The organism is Rhodococcus ruitaii (assembly GCF_055230935.1).
Window position 1 is genome coordinate 148,468 of record NZ_JBUYWC010000012.1, and the last position, 19,388, is coordinate 167,855.

The following is a 19,388-nucleotide window of genomic DNA, read 5'->3' on the forward strand; positions in this document are numbered from 1 at the left end:
AGGGTGAAGATAGGGGCGCCACCTGATGTGCTTTCGCCCCATGAAGAGCAGGATCGAAGACATGACCTTCGAGAACAACACCCCCCGCACCTTCACCCGATCGACCAAGACACGCATGCTCGCCGGAGTATGCGGCGGAATAGCCGAATACTTCGGCATCGACGTCAACATCGTCAGGGCCGCTACCGTCGTCGCCACCTTCATCACCGGTGGTACCGCGATCCTGGTCTACCTCGCACTCTGGATGCTGATCCCCGAGTGACACGCGAATGGCCGTGGATCTCAGACAAGCGAGAACCACGGCCATTCGCCTACAGCCGGACTACAGCGAGCCCGTCAGCAACCCCGGCGCGATCGCCAGCAGCAGACCGACGAGTGAACTGATTGCTTCGAGACCTGCGGAAATACTGCCCATTTTTCCTCCAGTGTGCAGCCGGAGATCGGATACCTCCGGACATCGAACTCAGTGAGTATCAGACGATTCAGCTGAAGAACTGCGCGCTCTGCGAGAGCAGGGAGAAGATGAATCCGATGATTTCGGTGATGGTGGTGCTGCCCATGAATCCTCCTACGACACGGTGTTTGAGGTGGTGTGGCACTGGCACTTTCGAGATCACCCAGTGCCGTGGCTCACATTACGGCATGCCCTCCACTTCGTCAGCACTATCGGACAGGAACGTCCTTCAAGTTCTTATCCCAAATACTGCACACCGCAACACTATTCAAAGGACAGACGGCAAATATGACCACTCCCGACGCGGGAGCGGCCGATGCGTATTTCGTCACAACCCGATAGAGCCCGCAATCATCGGCCAGGATGCGTGCAGATCGTCTTCCCAGTAGCCCCACGAATGAGTTCCATGGGAACGGAATTCGAACGTGGCCGGGATATCGAGTTCATCGAGGCGAACAGCCAGACGCTGTGTGCACTCGTTCACCGCAGCCTCGATGACACCCCCAACCACTATCTGATTCAGGAGAAGTCCGGCATCGCCGGCTACCGAGCTGTCGCCCAGATTCTCGTGCGGACCAGGTAATCCCGTGGCCGACGAGATGTACAGATCGACCCCCCGTAGCTTCTCGGCATTCACATACGGGTCGTTCTCGGCCCAACCCGGCCCGTCGAGCGGACCCCACATGTTCTCGACATCCGCATCGCCACGACTCTCGACAACGGTACGCACATAAAGTTGCCCCAGCTCCGTACTCGTTTCGGCGCACCCACTGTATGCACCCACCGCCCGGTACAAATCCGGATCCGCGATCGCGAGACTCAACACCGACGTACCCGACATCGACAGCCCTGCAATCGCGTTCACGCCTGACGTGCCGAAATGCGCATCGATGATCGGAGGAAGTTCATCCGTGAGGAACGTCGTCCACTTGTTCCGGCCCAGCGACGGATCGTCACGCTCCCAATCGGTGTAGTACGTGAACGACCCCTCGAGCGGCGTGACGACGTTGACATTCTTGTCGGCGAAGAACCCATCGACATCGGTCCGGGCATCCCACGTGGCTTCCCCCTCACCACCCCCAGCCCCATTGAGCAGATACAGCGTCGGCCTCGGAACGCTCGTATCCGCCGGTGTCCGCACCCTCAATGGAACGACCCGATCCATCGCTGCCGAGTACACGTGCGCGACAACCGTGCGATCTCCCTCGGCCTCGATGCGAGACAGACTCGAAATAGATTCGGCCGACACTTCACTCACAGCCAGCACTGACGGCACACACATGAACGCGGCAACCGACAACGCCGCACACGTTCGCCGGAACGAGACCACCCGACCACCCTCCCGAGCCCTTGGGTACCGGCCGAGCGAACGCCGATAACGACACCCGCCCGGCCGGAGTGAAACCATTTCTACACCACGGGGCCCCGCAATGGTCACGAAACGGTCAAATACACGAAACTCGAATTTGCAGACACCAGGCAGCCGCACTTGCCGCCATCGTCACAACCCGATGGCTGCCGCCATCGTCACAACCCGATGGCTGCCGCCACCGTCACAACCCGATGGCTGCCACCACCGTCACAACCCGATGGCTGCCACCACCGTCACAACCCGATGGCTGCCGCCATCATGGGCCACGACTTGTGCAGGTCGTCCTGCCAGTAATCCCAGGAATGCGTACCGTTGCGCCATTCGAAGTGTGCGGGGATCTCCAACTCCGCGAGCCGATCTGCGAGACGCGTTGTGCAATGATGCACGGCCGCTTCGATGCTCCCACCGACGACGAGCTGACCCACGAGACCGAGCGGATCGTAGTTGATCGACCTCGAACTCAACTGATCATGCTCACCCGGAAGGCCCGTCGCTGCCGACACGTACAGCTCGACCCCACGGAGCTTCTCCGCATTGAGATACGGATCGTTCTCGATCCACCCCGGCCCGCCCACCGGGCCCCACATGTTCTCGGGGTCGCCACCTTTGACCCGCACCACAGCCTGGACGTAGGCCTGTCCGACCGGCGTGCTCGTCTCGGCGCACCCACTGTACGCACCGACAGCCCGATACAACTCGGGCGCGGCAGTTGCCAGGCCGAGCACCGAGGTACCCGACATCGACAGACCTGCAATCGCATTGGCTCCGGTGGTCTCGAACTGCTCGTCGATGATGGGCGGCAGCTCCTCGGTGAGGAACGTCGTCCACTTGTTCCGGCCGAGCGCCGGGTCGTCCTGTTCCCAGTCTGTGTAGTAGCTGTAGCGTCCACCCAGTGGTGTCACCACATTGACGTTCTTGTCGGCGAAGAACTCGTCGACGTCGGTCTGCTCGTCCCACGTGGCGATCCCCTGGCCACCGCCGGATCCGTTGAGCAGATACAACGTGGGACGCGGCTCACTGATATCTGCCGGTGTCCGCACCCGGAGCGGCACGACGGTGTCCATCGATGCCGAATACACGTGCACGATGACCGTGCGGTCGTTCTCCACCTCGATATGGGAGAGCTCCGAGGCCCGCTCACCCCCTGTCGACGATCCGGGAACCGGTTCGGCCGATCCCGCCGCCGGTACACACACTGCTGTTGCCAATCCGACCGTCAGTGCGCCGCATGCACGCCTGAACCACATCGACCCCAAGGAAACCCCACGCCCCTTCGAAAAACCGTCTCATCCCACAACGAGTCCGACGACCCGTCCCGGTGCTCCCCGACCAGCCCCGAATTACACCGTTGTTCTTACACCATCTCCGCTGAAAGGTCACGAAAGGGTCAAGATCTTGATACTCGCACCACCTTCGCCCTGGACACGCAGCGAGGCCCGACCCCACCGAGTGGGGTCGGGCCTCGCCGTGCAGCTCGGGCCGAGCAGTCAGGACCGGATCAGAAGTCCATGCCGCCCATACCGCCGGTCGGGTCGCCGACGGGAGCGGCGGCCTTCTCCGGCTTGTCGGCCACAACGGCCTCGGTGGTCAGGAACAGAGCCGCGATGGACGCAGCGTTCTGCAGCGCCGAGCGGGTGACCTTGACCGGGTCGTTGATGCCGGCATCGAGGAGGTCCTCGTAGTCACCGGTGGCGGCGTTGAGACCGCTGCCAGCGGGCAGGTTGCGCACCTTCTCCGCGACCACGCCGGGCTCGAGACCCGCGTTGAACGCGATCTGCTTCAACGGAGCTTCGAGGGCAACCTTGACGATGTTGGCACCCGTGGTCTCGTCGCCCTCGAGCTTGAGGTCGTCGAGAACGGGAGCGGCCTGCAGCAGGGCCACGCCACCGCCGGCGACGATGCCCTCTTCGACGGCAGCCTTGGCGTTGCGCACGGCATCTTCGATGCGGTGCTTACGCTCCTTGAGCTCGACCTCGGTCGCAGCGCCGGCCTTGATGACGGCAACGCCGCCGGCCAGCTTGGCGAGGCGCTCCTGCAGCTTCTCGCGGTCGTAGTCCGAATCCGATGCCTCGATCTCGGCGCGGATCTGGTTGACGCGGCCGGCGATGGCGTCGGGATCGCCCGCGCCCTCGACGATGGTGGTCTCGTCCTTGGTGACGACGACCTTACGAGCCTGGCCGAGCAGCTCGAGGCCTGCGGTCTCGAGGGAGAGGCCGACCTCTTCGCTGACGACCTCGCCACCGGTGAGGATGGCGATGTCGGCGAGCTGCGCCTTGCGGCGGTCGCCGAAGCCCGGAGCCTTGACGGCGACGGACTTGAAAGTGCCACGGATCTTGTTCAGGACGAGAGTGGACAGAGCCTCACCCTCGACGTCCTCGGCGATGATGACGAGCGGCTTGCCCGACTGGATGACCTTCTCCAGGAGCGGCAGCAGGTCCTTGACCGTCGAGATCTTGGAGCTGACGAGGAGGATGTACGCGTCTTCGAGGACGGCTTCCTGACGCTCGGCGTCCGTAGCGAAGTAGAGGGAGATGTAGCCCTTGTCGAAGCGCATACCCTCGGTCAGCTCGAGCTGGAGACCGAAGGTGTTCGACTCCTCGACCGTGATGACGCCTTCCTTGCCCACCTTGTCGATGGCCTCGGCGATCAGCTCACCGATCGCGGGATCGCCGGCGGAGATACCTGCGGTCGCTGCGATCTGCTCCTTGGTCTCGACTTCCTTGGCGGTGTCGAGCAGCTTGGCGGTGACGGCCTCGACGGCCTTCTCGATGCCGCGCTTGAGGCCGAGCGGGTTCGCGCCGGCTGCAACGTTGCGCAGACCCTCGCGCACCAGCGCCTGGGCGAGCACGGTAGCGGTCGTGGTGCCATCACCCGCGACGTCGTCCGTCTTCTTGGCAACTTCCTTGACCAGCTCAGCGCCGATCTTTTCGTACGGATCCTCGAGCTCGATCTCCTTGGCGATGGACACGCCATCGTTGGTGATCGTGGGGGCGCCCCACTTCTTCTCGAGCACGACGTTGCGACCCTTGGGGCCCAACGTCACCTTGACAGCGTCGGCGAGGCTGTTCAGGCCCCGCTCGAGGCCACGACGGGCCTCTTCGTCGAACGCGATGATCTTGGTCATTGCGAAGTGATCCTCCGGATATCGGGGTGACACCTAGGACGACCGCTCGTCGGGTCGGCCCATTTCACGGGACGACCGTTTACGGGTCGGCCCATCGCCACTGAACGACCCCTCGTCGGTCGCCCAAGTAACGCCTTCGGCCGGAATCAGTGCCCGCGACGGACGACCAGGGGTGTCGATATTTTCCCGGTCTCACCGTCCCGACCTGGCACTCGCTTGTTGTGAGTGCCAACTGCATTTTTAGCACTCGAGGGTGGTGAGTGCAAGGTTACCGGCACTCGACCACCCTCGTCACGGTGCAGAAGACTTCTGCACCCCATCGACTAGCGCGGCGTGGAACCCACACCCACGGCGCACCACTGCCCCGTGGCGGTATTGACAGCGAACGACTGAGCACCGATGCACGTCACACCGGTCGTGTCGGCTGTCGCTCCCGAACCCCAGCCCGCTACCGATACTGTGGTCGCGGGCCCCTGCGCCCACGAATGGCTCAGACCGCCGCCGAGCGCGAACGCGTATGAGCGCCCACCGTCACGCGCCGCGCTGAGCGCCGTACCGTAGCCCGTTGCCTGGGATTCGGCGGCACCCGCGGACTCGGCGACCGAGACCGCAGTACCGCTGTCGGCTGCCGATGCCCGCGCGAAGCCCTCACCGGTGGTGGTCGCACCACAGCTCGCCGTATCCGATACCAGGATCTGATTCTCGGACGGCGGCGACACACACGTCACCGGCGCGGCCGACGCCGTACCTGCGCCCACCACGGCGAACGATGCCGCGCCGACAGCAAGCGCCGCGAAGACCTGCGCAACGCGACGGCCGGACAGGACGGACCGGAGAGAACGAATGGACAAGAAGTGCTCCTCTGCGCTGGAAGGAAGGGGGCGGGAAGGAGGGAAAGCCCCCGCGCGCAGGGTACCGGTCACACGTGTGGCACGCGAGACCCACTTCACACCGAGCGAAGCAGCCCCGGAAGATCAGCGACGGAATCGATCACGTGGTCGGGCCGGTCGACGGCGAGCTCGAGCACGGACCGTCGAAACTTTCCGGTGCGCACCAGGACTCCCGTCATTCCGAGCCGTTGCCCCGGCAGCACCTCGCCGTACAGATCGTCGCCGACCACGACCATGCGATCCGGGTCGACGCCCATGATGTCCGAGGCCGCGAGGAAGCCCTGCATCGACGGCTTCCCCACCGCTACCACCGACCGACCGCTGAGTTCTTCGAGCCCGGCAAGATACGCACCCGTGTCGAGACGGAGCCCGTCGGACGCCTGCCAGCTGGTAGCGCGATGCATCGCGACGACGGGGACACCGTCGAGCATCAGCTCGGCAACACGACTCAAGGTCCGGTGCGTGAACTCCTCCCCCGCACCGCCGAGCACCACCACATCGGGGTTGTCGTCGTCGCGTTCGATTCCGGCGAGATCGACATCGACGTCACCGGCATTGAGCACCCAGCATCGCCGGCCCGGGTAGGTCTGCTTCAGATACTCGGCCGTGAGCGACGTAGCCGTGACGATCTCGCCCGGATCGACGGGCATGCCGAGATCGCTGAGCGTTGCAGCGATCTCGGCACGTGTCCGTGACGTGGTGTTGGTCAGGAACGCCCGCCGAACCCCGCTCTCGCGGAGCTGCGCGAGGACGTCGGCGGCGCCGGGGACCGGCTCCCACGACGTCACGATCACGCCCTCGATGTCGAACAGCACTCCCGTCACGTCGCTCATACCCCGAGCCTATCGCCCACGGGACGAGCCGCTTCAGACCGTGCGGGCGAGCCGATCCGCGAGCAGATGCGTGAACCGTGCGGGATCGTCGACCTCGCCACCCTCGGCGATCAAGGCCATCCCGTACAGCAGCTCCGCGGTCTCGGCGAGTGCCGGATCGTCTGTGCGGCCAGCATGCGCCTCACGCAGTCCCGCCACGAGGGGATGCCCGGGGTTCAGTTCGAGGATCCGCTTGGTGGGTGGCACCGGCTGGCCCGACGCCTTGTACATGCGTTCGAGCGCCGGTGACATGCTGAAGGTATCGCCCACGATGCACGCCGGAGATGTGGTCAGGCGCGACGACAGGCGCACCTCCTTGACATGCTGGTCGAGGGTGTCTTTCATCCACGTCAGGAGATCACCGAACTCCTTCTCCTGCTCCTCGCGTTCGGCTTCGGCCGCCTTCTTCTCGTCTTCGGTATCGAGGTCCACCTCACCCTTCGCGACCGACCGGAAGGCCTTGCCCTCGAACTCGGGAACCGACGTCACCCACATCTCGTCGACGGGATCGGTCAGCAGCAGCACCTCGATTCCCTTCGCCGTGAACGCCTCCATGTGCGGGGAGCTCTCGAGCAACTGACGGGACTCGCCGGTGATGTAGTAGATCTCGTCTTGCCCGTCCTTCATACGCTCGACATACCCGGAGAGCGTGGTCTGCTCGTCCGCACTCTCCGTGGAGTCGAACGACGAGACCGCGAGCAGCGTGTCGCGGTTGTCGGTGTCGGAGATCAGACCTTCCTTGAGGACGCGGCCGAACTCGTTCCAGAAGGTCCGGTACTTGTCGGCATCCTGCGTCGCCATGTCCTTGACGGTGGACAAGACTTTCTTCGTGAGACGACGGCGGATCGCACGGATCTGACGGTCCTGTTGCAGGATCTCACGGGAGACGTTGAGCGACAGGTCCTGCGCATCCACCACGCCCTTGACGAAGCGCAGGTATTCGGGGATGAGGTCTTCGCAGTCATCCATGATGAACACGCGCTTGACGTAGAGCTGGATCCCCGTCTTGCGTTCGCGCGCGAACAGATCGAACGGGGCATGCGTCGGAATAAACAGCAGCGCTTGGTATTCGAAGGTACCCTCCGCGCGCATCGGGATAGTTTCGAGCGGTTCGTCCCACGCGTGGGCAACATGCTTGTAGAACTCGTGGTACTCGTCGTCCGACACCTCGTCGCGCGAGCGTGCCCACAGCGCTTTCTGCGAGTTGAGGGTCTTGGTCTCGAAGGTGACCTCGTCGGTGCCGTCCTCACCCTTGGTGGTCCGGGAGACCTCCATACGGATGGGCCACGCGATGAAATCGGAGTACTTCTTGACGATCTCCTCGAGCTTCCACTGCGAGGTGTAGTCGTAGAGATGGTCGTCGGTATCTTCGGGCTTGAGGTGAAGCGTCACCGACGTCCCCTGCGGAGCGTCCTCGACGTCTTCGATCGTGTAGGTGGATTCGCCGCTGGACTCCCACCGGGTTCCGGCATCCTGCCCGGGCTTGTGGGTGACGAGCGTGACTTTGTCGGCCACCATGAACGCCGAGTAGAAACCGATACCGAACTGGCCGATCAGCTCCTCGGACGCCGCGGCGTCCTTGACTTCACGCAGCTTCTTGCGCAGTTCACCGGTGCCCGACCGTGCCAGGGTTCCGATGAGGTCGACGACCTCGTCACGCGACATGCCGATACCGTTGTCCCGGATGGTGAGGGCGCGGGCCTCTTTGTCGACCTCGAGTTCGATGTGCAGGTCGGACGTGTCGACATTCAGATCTTTGTTCTGGAACGATTCCAGGCGGAGCTTGTCCAGCGCGTCGGATGCGTTGGAGATCAACTCGCGCAGGAAGGTGTCCTTGTTCGAGTAGATCGAATGGATCATCAGATCCAGTAACTGACGTGCCTCGGCCTGGAACTCGCGCTGTTCGACGTGTGTGCTCAACTCAGTGTCCCCTTCGACAAGCAAATTTCCCTTCGAATAGTAGAACCCCCCGAGCGGCGCCTGCATCGTGTCCTTGCGGCCCATAATGAAAGAGAGAGAAGACCCCTGCGTCGACGGGAGTGCGGAATGACGATTCGTCGGGTCGCTGTGGCCGGCGCCGGTATCGTAGGGCTGTCCACCGCGTGGTTCCTTCAAGAACGGGGCATCGACGTCACCGTCGTCGACCGCGCCGGGCCTGGAGCCGACGCGTCGTGGGGCAACGCCGGTTGGCTCGCACCCGCTCTGACCTTGCCGCTACCGGAGCCGTCGGTGCTGAAGTATGGGCTGCGGTCGATGTTCAAGCCGTCCTCGCCGGTGTATGTGCCGCCGACTCTCGACCCGACGCTGATGCGTTTCCTCGTGGACTTCGCCCGGCACTGCACCACACGGCATCAGATGGCATCGCTCGAAGTGTTCGCCTCGGCCAACAGGGTTGCGTTGGGTGCGTACGACGACCTGACCGACGGCGGTGTCGCCGAACCGACCCGCGACGCCGACCCCCTCCTCGCGGCGTTCACCGCAGAAACCGAGCGCGATCACCTCCTCGGGGAGTTCGACCACGTTCGGGCGACAGGAGGCGAGGTCGACTACGACGTCCTCGATGCCGACGCCGTGCACTCGCTCGAACCCCTGCTCGGCGAGAAGGTGCGCGCGGGGTTGAGGATCCGCGGTCAACGATTCATCGATCCACCGAGGTTCGTCGCCGCACTCGCGGATGCTGTGCGAGTGCGTGGTGGTGAGGTTCTCACCGGGTTCGAGGTCACCGACGTCCGCGATCCCGGCAACGGCGTGGTCGACGTGATCTCCGCGAAGGGAGTCAGTGTGTCGGTCGATGCGGTGGTGCTCGCGACGGGAGCCCGGCTCAACGCACTCGCCCACGACTTCGGTGTGCGCACCCTGGTTCAGGCCGGCCGCGGGTACAGCTTCAGCGTGGTGCCCCCTGAACTTCCCAAGAATCCCGTGTATTTCCCGGTGCAGCGGGTGGCCTGCACTCCCCTGCACGACCGGTTCCGCATCGCAGGCATGATGGAGTTCCGTAGCCCTGACGCACCACTCGATCCGCGACGGATCCGCGCGATCATCGACACGACCCGCCCGCTCCTGCGCGATGTCGACTGGGAGGGCCGGCGCGAGGAATGGGTCGGTTCGAGGCCGTGCACAGCCGACGGGTTGCCGCTGATCGGTGGGACCCGGTCGCCGCGGGTGTTCGTCGCAGGCGGTCACGGTATGTGGGGTGTCGCGCTCGGACCGTTGACAGGCAGACTCCTCGCGGGTGCGATGACCGGCCACGCCGATCCGCTGTTACGGCATTTCGATCCGCTTCGATGACCGGCTCTATCCCTGATTCGCCAGACGTGCGTCCATGCCTCCGAGCCACATGAGCACCGCGCGTTCGTACGCGATACCGAACTCGACCGTGGCGGCGGAGAAGTCCGGCAAGTCTTCGTTCGCCATGAGGTCTTCGTAGCTCGAGAGCTGCTTCTCGTGCACGGCGCGATAGTGCGCGAGTATCTCCGCGAGGCGTTCCGGCGGCAGGTGGTCAGCGAATGCGACGGTGAGAAGCAGTGGGTGCCGGATATTCTCCGGCCCGGGATCACGATCGATCCACTCGGCGAACGCCCGCCGGCCGGCTTCGGCGAGGGCGTAGGGCTTGCTGTCACGCGGACCCTTCTCACCGGGCACGATCAGGCCGCCGCGTTCCATGGCGGCAAGTTCGCGATACACCTGGCTGGTGGTGAGCGACCAAAACTTCCCGATCCGCTCCTGCGCCGTGGTCACCAGGTCCCAACCTGTCTTCGGGCCCTCATGCAGAAACCCCAGCAGCGACGCTGCCGTCGCGTTGAGTGGACGTCCCGCCATTGCTCGTTCCCTTCGTTCCCTTTCGTTGCCTCTTGGCCCGAAGTAGCGCTTCGGGCATACCCGACCGACCCTCTATGCCCGAGCCGGGTCGAGATGGTGCTGTATGCGCTCAATCTCGTACGACGGAACCAATGGCGCCGGAATCCCGATCGGCGTACGCCGCGTACGCACCCGAATCAGAACCAGGTCACCATCGGCCCGAATAGACGTGATGCTCGAATACGGGATCACCACCTGCGCCACGGCATCCCGCAACACCATCGTGCCCGGGCCGAAGCCGGTAGCAATCTTCAATCCGGGGTTCATGATTCCGCGGAACGCACGTCGCGTCGGCACGAAGGAGAAGATGAGTAACATGATCAGATAGATGATCCCGATCAACACGATCCACGGATTCTCCAGCATGATCGATGCGAGCACCGTGAACCCCACAACCACCGCGAGGAATGCGAGCCACCCGGGCCGGCGGAACTGCGCCGCAACCGCCCGGATCGTCAGCCGCTCCAGGTCGCCCTTCTGTGCATTCCAGACGTGCTGTATCGCCGGGGTTTCGTACTCGCCCCCGCTGCCTTGCTCTATCAAGAAATATCCCTCCTGGTGCCAGCACCCTACAGTCGACATCCCCGCTTGGGCCGACACAACCCGGGGCGACCACAAAAGGGTCAAGTCGCCGACGACTGCGGGCCAAGTCTGTCGACCGTCGCGGTAGGTGACGACAATGGGTCGCGGATCGTCAGCGCTGGTGCCATTGACATTCCACTGTGTCATATCCATCATGGACACTGCGACATTCCACAAAGGAAACTCATCTGGGAAGAAGAGCTCCAGCTGGAGGACCCCATGACCACCGAGAAACCCGACTCCGACAGAATCTCCGATTCCGTGCGCGCACGGTTCGTCGACGAACTCGCACAGCACGTCGGCACTGGACACCTCACCATCGACGAATTCGACACCCGCGCCTCCGCTGTCTACGCATCGACGACCGTCACCGAGGCCCGCGCGCAGTTCACCGACCTCCCCCACTCCGCTTCCCCCGCACCTGCCACAGCACATACCCGTCGGCGGTTACCCCTCCATCAAGGGATCGAGTGGACCATCTGGCTCGGGGTGGGCGCGATCAACGTGCTGGTCTGGGCGTTGGTGTCGCTCGGGACAGCATCGCTGGTCTACCCGTGGCCGCTGTGGGTCATCGGACCGTGGGGGCTGGTACTCCTCGGCCGGACCGTGCTCGGAATCGAAGGCGGCGGATGCTCCTCCCGCGCGCACGACGCACGACGAGAGGCCGCTCGGGCCGCCATGGTCGCCCGCCGGGAGGCGATGCGAGCCCATTCGATCGCGCACCGGGAGGCCATGCGTACCCACTCGATCGCGCACCGGGGACAGCTCCGCTGCGTACCGCTCACCCGGGCACAACCGCTCGCCTCGACCTCTCCTCGACGTTGGTGAATCGCACCGCGAGTTGACGCCCTCCCCGGCCTGAAGGCCGAGGAATCCGACCAGCACCCATAGCGGCACTCTCGGTGGGTTCCTGTTTCACAGAGTCGTGCTCCCTCGCTACGCGGGGAGGCTTACAGTCTCTCCGCAGGCGTTTCGCCTCTCCGCCCGTCCGGCGGCGAGGATATTCTTGGCAGCGTTGAGATCGCGGTCGTGGACCGCCCCGCACCGGCACGACCAGGTACGCACCGACAACGGTTTCGGCCCATACCGCGAACGTCGTCAGGCCGAGGTCGATCCCGACTTCGGTGTCCAACTCCGGCATCGGTTCGTCGTCGACCGCCACCACGAACGACGCGAAGTATCGTCCCGCCGCGTCCTTGACGATCGTTACCGACGACGGTTCCGAGGGTAGGTCGCGGGACCAGCGGACTGTCACGTCGCCGATCTTCGGCAGCCGCAGTTTCCCACCCTCGGTGACCGCGAACCGGGCGTTGCGGGTGAACCGAATCGCCTGGGTGCTGTCGCGGCGGGACCGGAACCTCGGAGCCCCCACTGTCGGGCCTGTCCGTTTCCCCGAGCGGGACGCGAAGAAGTTGCGGTAGGCGGCGTTCGCGTCGGCGAGGGCCTGCTGCAACACCACCGAGGACACCTCGGTCAGCCATGCCCGATCCGGTGTGTTCTTCACCGCCGTGAGCGCTGTCGACAGTTCGGCGTCCGTCGGGTACGGCAGGCTATCGCGTCGGGCGTGTTCGCGGGCGGCGATCGCATCGTTGAACACGACCCGGGCGCAGCCGAATGCGCGTGCCAGAGCCGACTGCTGCCCCGGCGTGGGGTCAGGCGGTACTGGTATCGCAACTGCACCCCCACAGTGTGGCATTGGCCTACGACAGAGTACGACGACATTCGCACCGGCAGACACACCGCACTGTCGTCCTCCACGCACACTTGGTTTTCGTCACCACATACCGGCATCGCGTGGTCACCGCCCGCCACCTCAAACGGATGGAGGAGATCATGCGGGCGGTGTGCGCCGACTTCGAGGTTGAACTGGTCGAGTTCAACGGGGAAAGCAACCATGTCCACCTGCTCGTGAACTTCCCGCCGAAGGTCGCCCCGTCGACGCTGGTGAACAGCCTCACAGGTGTGTCGTCGCGGCGGATGCGGCAGGAGTTCCCCGAGCTGCTCCTGCACTACTGGCGAGCCCAGAGACTCTGGTCGGGGTCGTACTTCGCCGGGTCGGTCGGCGGCGCACCACTGTCGGTGTTGCGGCAGTACATCGAGCAGCAGGACCGTCCGGTGTAGGGCACGCTCGGCCCGTGGCGGGCCTCCCGCGTGCGCCTTCACCTCCGCTGTGAACGGCGGAGCACTAGCGCACATTTCGGTAGCGATGATCCGGTCCGGGCTGGCCGATGTCGGGCTGACTCGGGTCGATGTGGGCACGGTCGACAAGTTCCAGGGTCGCGAAGCCCCGGTGGTCCTGATGTCGATGACAGCGTCGGCGATCGAGGATGTACCGCGAGGGATGTCGTTCCTGCTCTCACGCAACCGGCTCAATGTCGCGCTCTCACGGGGGCAATGGTGTGCAATCGTCATCCGCTCGCATGCCTTGACCGACCATCTGCCATCGACACCCGACGAGCTGGTAGACCTCGGAGCGTTCCTACGACTGACCCGGTGACCACCATCGCACCATCGGATACGATCGACGCATTGCTTTTTGTAACCTCGAGTACCACACACTGAGCAGGAGCAGGCATGGCGAAGACACTCGAAGCCACCATCGACGTCGCAACAGACCCGAACAGGGTGTGGAGTGTGGTCTCGGATCTGCAACGCATGGGTGAGTGGAGCCCCCAGTGCCGCAAGATGATCATCCGCGGCGGCAACGTCAGCGCCGGAACCTCGACGATCAACATCAATCGCAAAGGCCTCCTCGTATGGCCCACCACATCGAAGGTCCTCACATTCGAACCCGGCCGTGAACTGCGCTTCCGCATCAACGAAAACCGCTCGATCTGGTCGTTCGTCCTCGAACCCACCGAAACCGGCACCCGGATCGTGCAGCGACGTGAAGCTCCCACCGGCACCAGCAAGGTCTCGCAGACTCTGATCAAATACATCCTCGGAGGTCAGGAGAGCTTCGACGACGACATGATCGTCGGCATGAATTCCACTCTTGCCCGGATCAAGAACGAAGCCGAGGCACGCGCATCCGTCTGACCACGCGCCTCCACACTCACGTACCCTCAGGTGTCCTGGGGACGGACCGGCCGGGCCACCCCGATGAACGTGAGTGAAGGGGAGCCGTGGCACGCAAGCCCACACCCGCTGGAACACCACCGACCAGCGGTGCAGCACATGTCGTCGACCTGATCAAGAAGGCGATTCCGCCGCTTCATCCCGGCGGTGTGCCATTCGTCGCCGCGCCGCTGGCCGTGGCCGTACTCGGCCGCAACCGCAAGTGGGTCCGCCGCGCCGGCCTCGCATCGGCCGCCGCGACAGCGACGTTCTTCCGGCACCCGCATCGGGTGCCGCCGAACCGGGTCGGCGTGGCAGTCGCACCCGCCGACGGTGAGGTCGCACTCGTCGACACGGCCGTGCCACCCGCCGAACTCGGCCTCGGAGACACGCCGCTCCCCCGGGTGAGCATCTTCCTTTCGGTGCTCGACGTGCATGTGCAGCGCAGCCCCGTCGGGGGCATCGTCCGCAAGGTGGCACACCGGCCCGGCAAGTTCCTCTCGGCAGACCTCTCCGATGCGAGCGAGGTCAACGAACGCACGAGCATGCTGCTCGAGATGCGCGACGGCGCCCTGGTCGGGGTCGTGCAGATCGCCGGTCTGCTGGCGCGACGCATCGTGTGCGACGCGCAGGTGGGCGACACGGTTCCCATCGGCGACACGTACGGACTCATCCGTTTCGGCTCCCGCGTCGACACCTACCTGCCCGCGGGCAGCACGCTGCTCGTCGAGCGCGGTCAGCGCACGATCGGCGCCGAGACCGTCATCGCCGCGCTTCCGTCCGCTCCGGTGCTGTGACACCTCTCAAACCGGGTGTCCCCGCGGGGGACGACGACCGAACGGCTCGCAGTCGCCCGGCCGCGGTGCGTCTGCTTCCTAGCGTGATCACGATCCTCGCGCTGTCTGCGGGCTTGTCGGCCGTCAAGTTTGCGCTCGACGGGGAACTCGGTATTGCGCTCGGGATGATCGGCGCGGCCGCGGTCCTCGATGCACTCGACGGCCGGATCGCGCGTCTGCTCGACGCAACCAGCAAGATCGGCGCCGAACTCGACTCGCTATCCGATGCGATCGCGTTCGGCGTCGCACCCGCACTTGTGCTGTATGTGACATTGCTCGACGGCGGGGCCTTCGGCTGGATCATCGCGTTGCTGTACGCGGTGAGCATCGTGCTGCGCCTGGCCCGCTTCAACACCTTGCTCGAGGACGACTCCGTCCCGGCATACGCCCGGGAATACTTCGTCGGCGTGCCGTCACCCGCCGGCGCCATCATCGCGCTGAGCCCGGTTGCGGCCTACATCCAGTGGGGTGACGGATGGTGGACGTCGTTCCCGCTCGTCGTGGCATGGACGCTCATCTCCGGCGGCCTGATCGTCAGCCGGATCCCCACGCTGGCCATGAAATCCGTGTCGGTACCGCCGCGTCTCGCGATCCTCCTGCTTGCGCTCGTGGCAGCGACCGCGGCGGCGCTGGTCACCTACCCGTTCGTCCTGATGCTGGTGTTGGTCGGCGTGTACCTCGTGCACATCCCCTTTGCGATCCGTTCCCAGCGGTGGGTGGCGGCGCGCCCGGCAACGTGGGACATCAAACCCTCGGAACGCCGAGCGCTGCGCGCCGAGTCGCGCGCTCTCCGACCGCGGGGCGCCGTCGGTCGACGGATGCTCACCGCGACCGGACGCTCCTCGGCGCGCCTCGGGCTGCGTCGCCCGCGCGGACGCTGACCACGATCTAGGCTCGTGCGGGTGACCACCCCACAACTTGCGCTGACCGTCCGGCTCAATACTTCCGCGGCAGATGCCCGCCGCGGGGTCGTCCGTCTCCACCCGGAAGTGCTCACCGCTCTCGGGCTCCGCGAATGGGATGCGATCGCGCTCACCGGGGCGCGGCGCACCGCGGCCGTTGCCGGGCACCCACCGGCCGGCACTCCCACGGGGACGATCCTCCTCGACGACGTCACCCTCTCCAACACCGGACTGCGCGAGAACGCCACCGTGATCGTCGCGCCTGTGACCGTGCACGGGGCACGAGCAGTGACAGTCTCCGGTTCGTCCCTCGCCAGCTCGTCGATCCCCGACGCCACCTTGCGTCAGGCGCTGCTCGGCAAGGTCGTCTCCGTCGGCGACGCGGTGTCGCTGCTGCCGCGCGACCTCGGCCCCGGCACCAGCAGCGCCGACACCACCCGCGCACTGTCGCGGACCTTCGGTATCGCGTGGACGACGGAACTGCTCACCGTCTCGGCTGTCGATCCGTCGGGGCCGGTCAGCATCCAGCCGAACACCGCGGTCACCTGGTACACCGGGGGCGGCACCGGCACTCGACCTCCCGCTGTCGCGCCCTCGGTCACTGCGCCGGTCTCTGCGCGCCCTCCCGAGATCGAGGCCCAGCGGCCATCGGCGCCGCCGGTCGAAGATCTCGTCGGACTGCAGGCGCAGGTCGGCAAGCTCACCGAATGGCTCGACCTCGCCCTCGACGAGCCGGAACTGCTGCGCACTCTCGGCGCGTCTCCCCACCTCGGTGTGATGGTCACCGGACCGGCGGGGGTCGGTAAGACCACCTTTGCGCGGGCAGTGCTTGCAAACCGCCGTGTCGTCGATGTCGACGGCCCGAGCATCGGTGCGCTGGCCGCGCAGGATCGGCTGGCACGGGTCACCGCGGCTGTCGACGCTGTACGCAGTGGTGGTGTCCTACTCGTCACCGATGTGGACACCGTCCTGCCCGAGGATGCGGAGCCGGTGGCGACGCTGATCCTCGAGCAACTCCGACGCGCGGTCGAGACCGACGGTGTTGCACTGGTCGCGACGTCCGCCACGTCCGACAGCGTCGATCCACGGATGCGGACACCCGAGATCTGCGACCGGGAACTGTCGCTGCCGCTGCCGGACGGCAGCACCCGCCGCGCGCAGCTCGAGGTACTGCTGCGGGCGGTGCCGTCCACCGGACTCGATCTCGATGCGATCGCCGCACGCACCCCCGGATTCGTCGTTGCCGACCTGGCTGCGCTGTGCCGGGAGGCCGCATTGCGGGCGGCGTCCCGCGCGAGCCGCGACACCGACGAACCGAAGCTGACGCAGGACGACCTGGTCGGCGCCCTCGAGGTGATCCGGCCGCTGTCCCGCTCCGGGTCCGAGGAACTGGCGATCGGCAGCGTGAGTCTCGACGATGTGGGCGACATGGCCGAGACGAAGCAGGCGCTGACCGAAGCCGTGCTGTGGCCACTGCAGCATCCCGACTCGTTCGCGCGATTGGGTGTCGATCCGCCTCGCGGGGTGCTGCTGTACGGACCGCCCGGCTGCGGTAAGACGTTTCTCGTGCGTGCCCTGGCGAGCACGGGCCGGTTGAGCGTGCACGCCGTCAAGGGTGCCGAACTGATGGACAAGTGGGTCGGGGCGTCGGAGAAGGCGGTGCGTGAACTGTTCCAACGCGCCCGGGATTCCGCGCCCTCGCTCGTGTTCCTCGACGAGATCGATGCCCTCGCACCGCGACGCGGACAGAGTGCGGACTCCGGGGTGTCGGATCGGGTCGTGGCCTCATTGCTGACCGAACTCGACGGTGTCGAGCCGCTGCGCGATGTCGTGGTGGTCGGGGCCACCAACCGCCCCGACCTGATCGATCCCGCGCTGCTGCGCCCCGGACGACTCGAGCGTCTGGTGTTCGTGCCGCCGCCGGACGCCGAAGCACGCGCCGCGATCCTGAGGACCGCAGGCCGGTCGGTGCCGTTGGACGACGACGTCGACCTCGACTTGCTCGCCGAGGAACTCGACGGCTACTCGGCAGCCGACTGCGCGGCGGTGCTGCGCGAGGCCGCGTTGGCGGCGATGCGGCGGCGGGTCGACGCAGCCGCGGTGACGTCCGCGGATGTCACCTCTGCCCGAGAAACCGTCAGGCCGTCGCTCGATCCGGTCCAGGTCCAGCATCTGCGGGCGTACGCGGACGGACGCTGAGATGTCGCCGACCACGACGTTCATCCGGGCCGGTGCACCGGTTGCGCTCGCCGCGGCGGCATGCGCATCTGCCGTCTCGGTGTTCGTCCTGATGGTCGGTGAGACGGCACTCCCGACGGGCATCCGCAGCGACTTCTCGCCGATGATCACGGCGATCCTGGCCGTCGTGTCGGTTGCGGGTCTGCAACGGTCGGGTTCGCCGCGGACGGTGTGGGCGTTGGGCGCCGGCGCTGTCCTCGTGCTCGGCTCCCTCCGGTACCTGGTACCGGCAGGGGCCTCGGCCGACACCCTCCTCACCGTCGGGCTGGTCACCTCCGGGACGACCGGAGTACTGCTGGGAGCGGCAGTCGCCGGAGCGTGGGCAGAGCCGAACGGACCGTGGGCACTACTCACGGGTGCGTTTTCCGCGTTCCTCACCGCCGCCACAGTCGGTGTGCAGATGCCGATCGGTGCGGTGCAGTGGACGGTCACCCAGTGGCTGCTTGCGATCGCGCTGGTTGTGCTCGTCGCCGCGGCACTGACGGCCACGCCCGGAGTCCGCGCGCAGGGGTTCGACCCTCGGCTACTCCTGGTCACAGCGCTCGCGGCGGGTGTGCTGACCGTCGGGTACCGGCTACTCGGCGAGCTGGTGACCTCCGAGGCCGGGTCCGGTGGAGCACGGATGTGGTTCGCCGCGGCGGGCGCGCTCGCGGTGATGGTGATCGGCGCCGAGGTCGTCGCCCGGGTCGTGCCGCCCGGCGACGACCGTTTCGTTCTGGCGGTCACCGGAGTGGTGGCCGCGGTGTACCCGGTGATGCTCGAGTTGTTCGGCAGCGGACAATGGTGGTTGCCCCTGCTCGTGGTCGCCGCCGTCGCATTCGGTGTGGTCTGTTCCCGGTACGTACCGTACGCGGCCGCCGGGCTCGCGGTAGCACTGGCGATCTCCACAGCAGCGGTGCTGTGGCCCCAGTTCGCCGACAGCGTTCCGCTGCCCGTTCGTCTGGCACTCATCGCGGCGGGAACAGCGTTGGCGCTCGCGTCGTCCCTGCCCGGTTCGGGGTCCGTCGCCGCGCTGGGTCTGTCGCTTCCGGTGCCGCTGACCGCCGTGATCGGAGCAGTGTGGTTGCTGCCGGCAGACACCCTGTGGACGACACTCGCGCTCGCGGCAACGGGAACTGCGTGCGCGTGGCAGGTGCGCTGAGTCACGTTGTTGCGTGCGCAACCCCCGATTCGCAACGGTGCGAAGCTTCTCGTTAGTATGGG

The 19,388-nt window shown here is 65.7% G+C and carries 18 protein-coding genes and 3 pseudogenes; 10 read left to right on the forward strand and 11 right to left on the reverse strand.

What is annotated here, in order from left to right; all coding sequences use genetic code 11:
- The first annotated feature begins 61 nt into the window (after positions 1-61).
- Positions 62-262: a PspC domain-containing protein gene (locus ACZI8W_RS17250; protein WP_463369723.1), complete on the forward strand. Its 201-nt coding sequence runs from the start codon at positions 62-64 to the stop codon at positions 260-262.
- Between the two features lie 220 nt (positions 263-482).
- Here ACZI8W_RS17250 and ACZI8W_RS17255 read toward each other — a convergent pair whose 3' ends face one another.
- The 7 genes from ACZI8W_RS17255 to htpG all read right to left on the reverse strand — a co-directional run bounded on the left by ACZI8W_RS17255 (position 483) and on the right by htpG (position 8,632).
- Entirely contained in the window at positions 483-605 is a 123-nt protein-coding gene (locus ACZI8W_RS17255) for a hypothetical protein (protein WP_463369724.1), read from the reverse strand.
- A gap of 177 nt (positions 606-782) precedes the next feature.
- Positions 783-1,736 carry an alpha/beta hydrolase gene (locus ACZI8W_RS17260; protein WP_463369777.1) on the reverse strand — a complete coding sequence of 318 codons (954 nt, stop codon included), beginning with the start codon at positions 1,734-1,736 and terminating at the stop codon, positions 783-785.
- A gap of 323 nt (positions 1,737-2,059) precedes the next feature.
- Positions 2,060-3,073 (reverse strand): alpha/beta hydrolase, encoded by a 1,014-nt coding sequence (locus ACZI8W_RS17265; protein WP_463369725.1) that lies wholly within the window; start codon positions 3,071-3,073, stop codon positions 2,060-2,062.
- 251 nt (positions 3,074-3,324) lie between these two features.
- Positions 3,325-4,950: a chaperonin GroEL gene (gene groL / locus ACZI8W_RS17270; RefSeq protein ID WP_463369726.1), complete on the reverse strand. Its 1,626-nt coding sequence runs from the start codon at positions 4,948-4,950 to the stop codon at positions 3,325-3,327.
- Positions 4,951-5,273: 323 nt separating this feature from the next.
- Positions 5,274-5,801 (reverse strand): DUF6764 family protein, encoded by a 528-nt coding sequence (locus ACZI8W_RS17275; protein WP_463369727.1) that lies wholly within the window; start codon positions 5,799-5,801, stop codon positions 5,274-5,276.
- Between the two features lie 95 nt (positions 5,802-5,896).
- Entirely contained in the window at positions 5,897-6,673 is a 777-nt protein-coding gene (locus tag ACZI8W_RS17280) for an HAD-IIA family hydrolase (protein WP_463369728.1), read from the reverse strand.
- A 33-nt stretch (positions 6,674-6,706) separates the two neighbouring features.
- The gene (gene htpG, locus ACZI8W_RS17285) at positions 6,707-8,632 is read right to left on the reverse strand and encodes a molecular chaperone HtpG (RefSeq protein ID WP_463369729.1); all 1,926 of its coding nucleotides are present in this window, start codon (positions 8,630-8,632) and stop codon (positions 6,707-6,709) included.
- A 126-nt stretch (positions 8,633-8,758) separates the two neighbouring features.
- On the opposite strand from htpG, the gene ACZI8W_RS17290 reads away from it, so the two are divergent.
- Complete coding sequence (locus ACZI8W_RS17290; protein ID WP_463369730.1) at positions 8,759-10,000, forward strand: NAD(P)/FAD-dependent oxidoreductase; 1,242 nt, start codon at positions 8,759-8,761, stop codon at positions 9,998-10,000.
- A 6-nt stretch (positions 10,001-10,006) separates the two neighbouring features.
- On the opposite strand, the gene ACZI8W_RS17295 is transcribed toward ACZI8W_RS17290, so the two are convergent.
- Together ACZI8W_RS17295 and ACZI8W_RS17300 are read right to left on the reverse strand one after the other, a co-directional pair.
- Positions 10,007-10,531 (reverse strand): PadR family transcriptional regulator, encoded by a 525-nt coding sequence (locus ACZI8W_RS17295; RefSeq protein WP_463369731.1) that lies wholly within the window; start codon positions 10,529-10,531, stop codon positions 10,007-10,009.
- Between the two features lie 72 nt (positions 10,532-10,603).
- Positions 10,604-11,113, reverse strand: coding sequence for a hypothetical protein (locus ACZI8W_RS17300; RefSeq protein WP_463369732.1), 510 nt, complete (start codon positions 11,111-11,113; stop codon positions 10,604-10,606).
- A 258-nt stretch (positions 11,114-11,371) separates the two neighbouring features.
- Between ACZI8W_RS17300 and ACZI8W_RS17305 the strand changes: the two genes are divergently transcribed.
- Positions 11,372-11,980: a DUF1707 SHOCT-like domain-containing protein gene (locus ACZI8W_RS17305; RefSeq protein ID WP_463369733.1), complete on the forward strand. Its 609-nt coding sequence runs from the start codon at positions 11,372-11,374 to the stop codon at positions 11,978-11,980.
- Here ACZI8W_RS17305 and ACZI8W_RS17310 read toward each other — a convergent pair.
- Positions 11,934-12,749 carry an RNA-guided endonuclease InsQ/TnpB family protein gene (locus ACZI8W_RS17310; RefSeq protein WP_463369778.1) on the reverse strand — a complete coding sequence of 272 codons (816 nt, stop codon included), beginning with the start codon at positions 12,747-12,749 and terminating at the stop codon, positions 11,934-11,936. The genes ACZI8W_RS17305 and ACZI8W_RS17310 overlap by 47 nt on opposite strands.
- A 3-nt stretch (positions 12,750-12,752) precedes the next feature.
- Positions 12,753-12,848, reverse strand: a pseudogene (locus ACZI8W_RS17315) (helix-turn-helix domain-containing protein); the annotation flags it as partial.
- Between ACZI8W_RS17315 and tnpA the strand changes: the two are divergent.
- The 7 genes and pseudogenes from tnpA to ACZI8W_RS17350 all read left to right on the forward strand — a co-directional run bounded on the left by tnpA (position 12,840) and on the right by ACZI8W_RS17350 (position 19,326).
- Positions 12,840-13,273: pseudogene (gene tnpA / locus ACZI8W_RS17320) on the forward strand (IS200/IS605 family transposase). The pseudogenes ACZI8W_RS17315 and tnpA overlap by 9 nt on opposite strands.
- A gap of 91 nt (positions 13,274-13,364) precedes the next feature.
- Positions 13,365-13,649, forward strand: a pseudogene (locus ACZI8W_RS17325) (AAA domain-containing protein); the annotation flags it as partial.
- 77 nt (positions 13,650-13,726) lie between these two features.
- Complete coding sequence (locus tag ACZI8W_RS17330) at positions 13,727-14,191, forward strand: SRPBCC family protein (protein ID WP_463369734.1); 465 nt, start codon at positions 13,727-13,729, stop codon at positions 14,189-14,191.
- 86 nt (positions 14,192-14,277) lie between these two features.
- The gene (locus ACZI8W_RS17335; protein WP_463369735.1) at positions 14,278-15,006 is read left to right on the forward strand and encodes a phosphatidylserine decarboxylase; all 729 of its coding nucleotides are present in this window, start codon (positions 14,278-14,280) and stop codon (positions 15,004-15,006) included.
- 65 nt (positions 15,007-15,071) lie between these two features.
- Entirely contained in the window at positions 15,072-15,926 is an 855-nt protein-coding gene (locus ACZI8W_RS17340) for a CDP-alcohol phosphatidyltransferase family protein (protein ID WP_463369779.1), read from the forward strand.
- 21 nt (positions 15,927-15,947) lie between these two features.
- Complete coding sequence (locus ACZI8W_RS17345) at positions 15,948-18,146, forward strand: AAA family ATPase (protein ID WP_463369736.1); 2,199 nt, start codon at positions 15,948-15,950, stop codon at positions 18,144-18,146.
- Between the two features lies 1 nt (position 18,147).
- Positions 18,148-19,326 carry a hypothetical protein gene (locus ACZI8W_RS17350; protein ID WP_463369737.1) on the forward strand — a complete coding sequence of 393 codons (1,179 nt, stop codon included), beginning with the start codon at positions 18,148-18,150 and terminating at the stop codon, positions 19,324-19,326.
- The last annotated feature ends 62 nt before the right edge of the window (positions 19,327-19,388 follow it).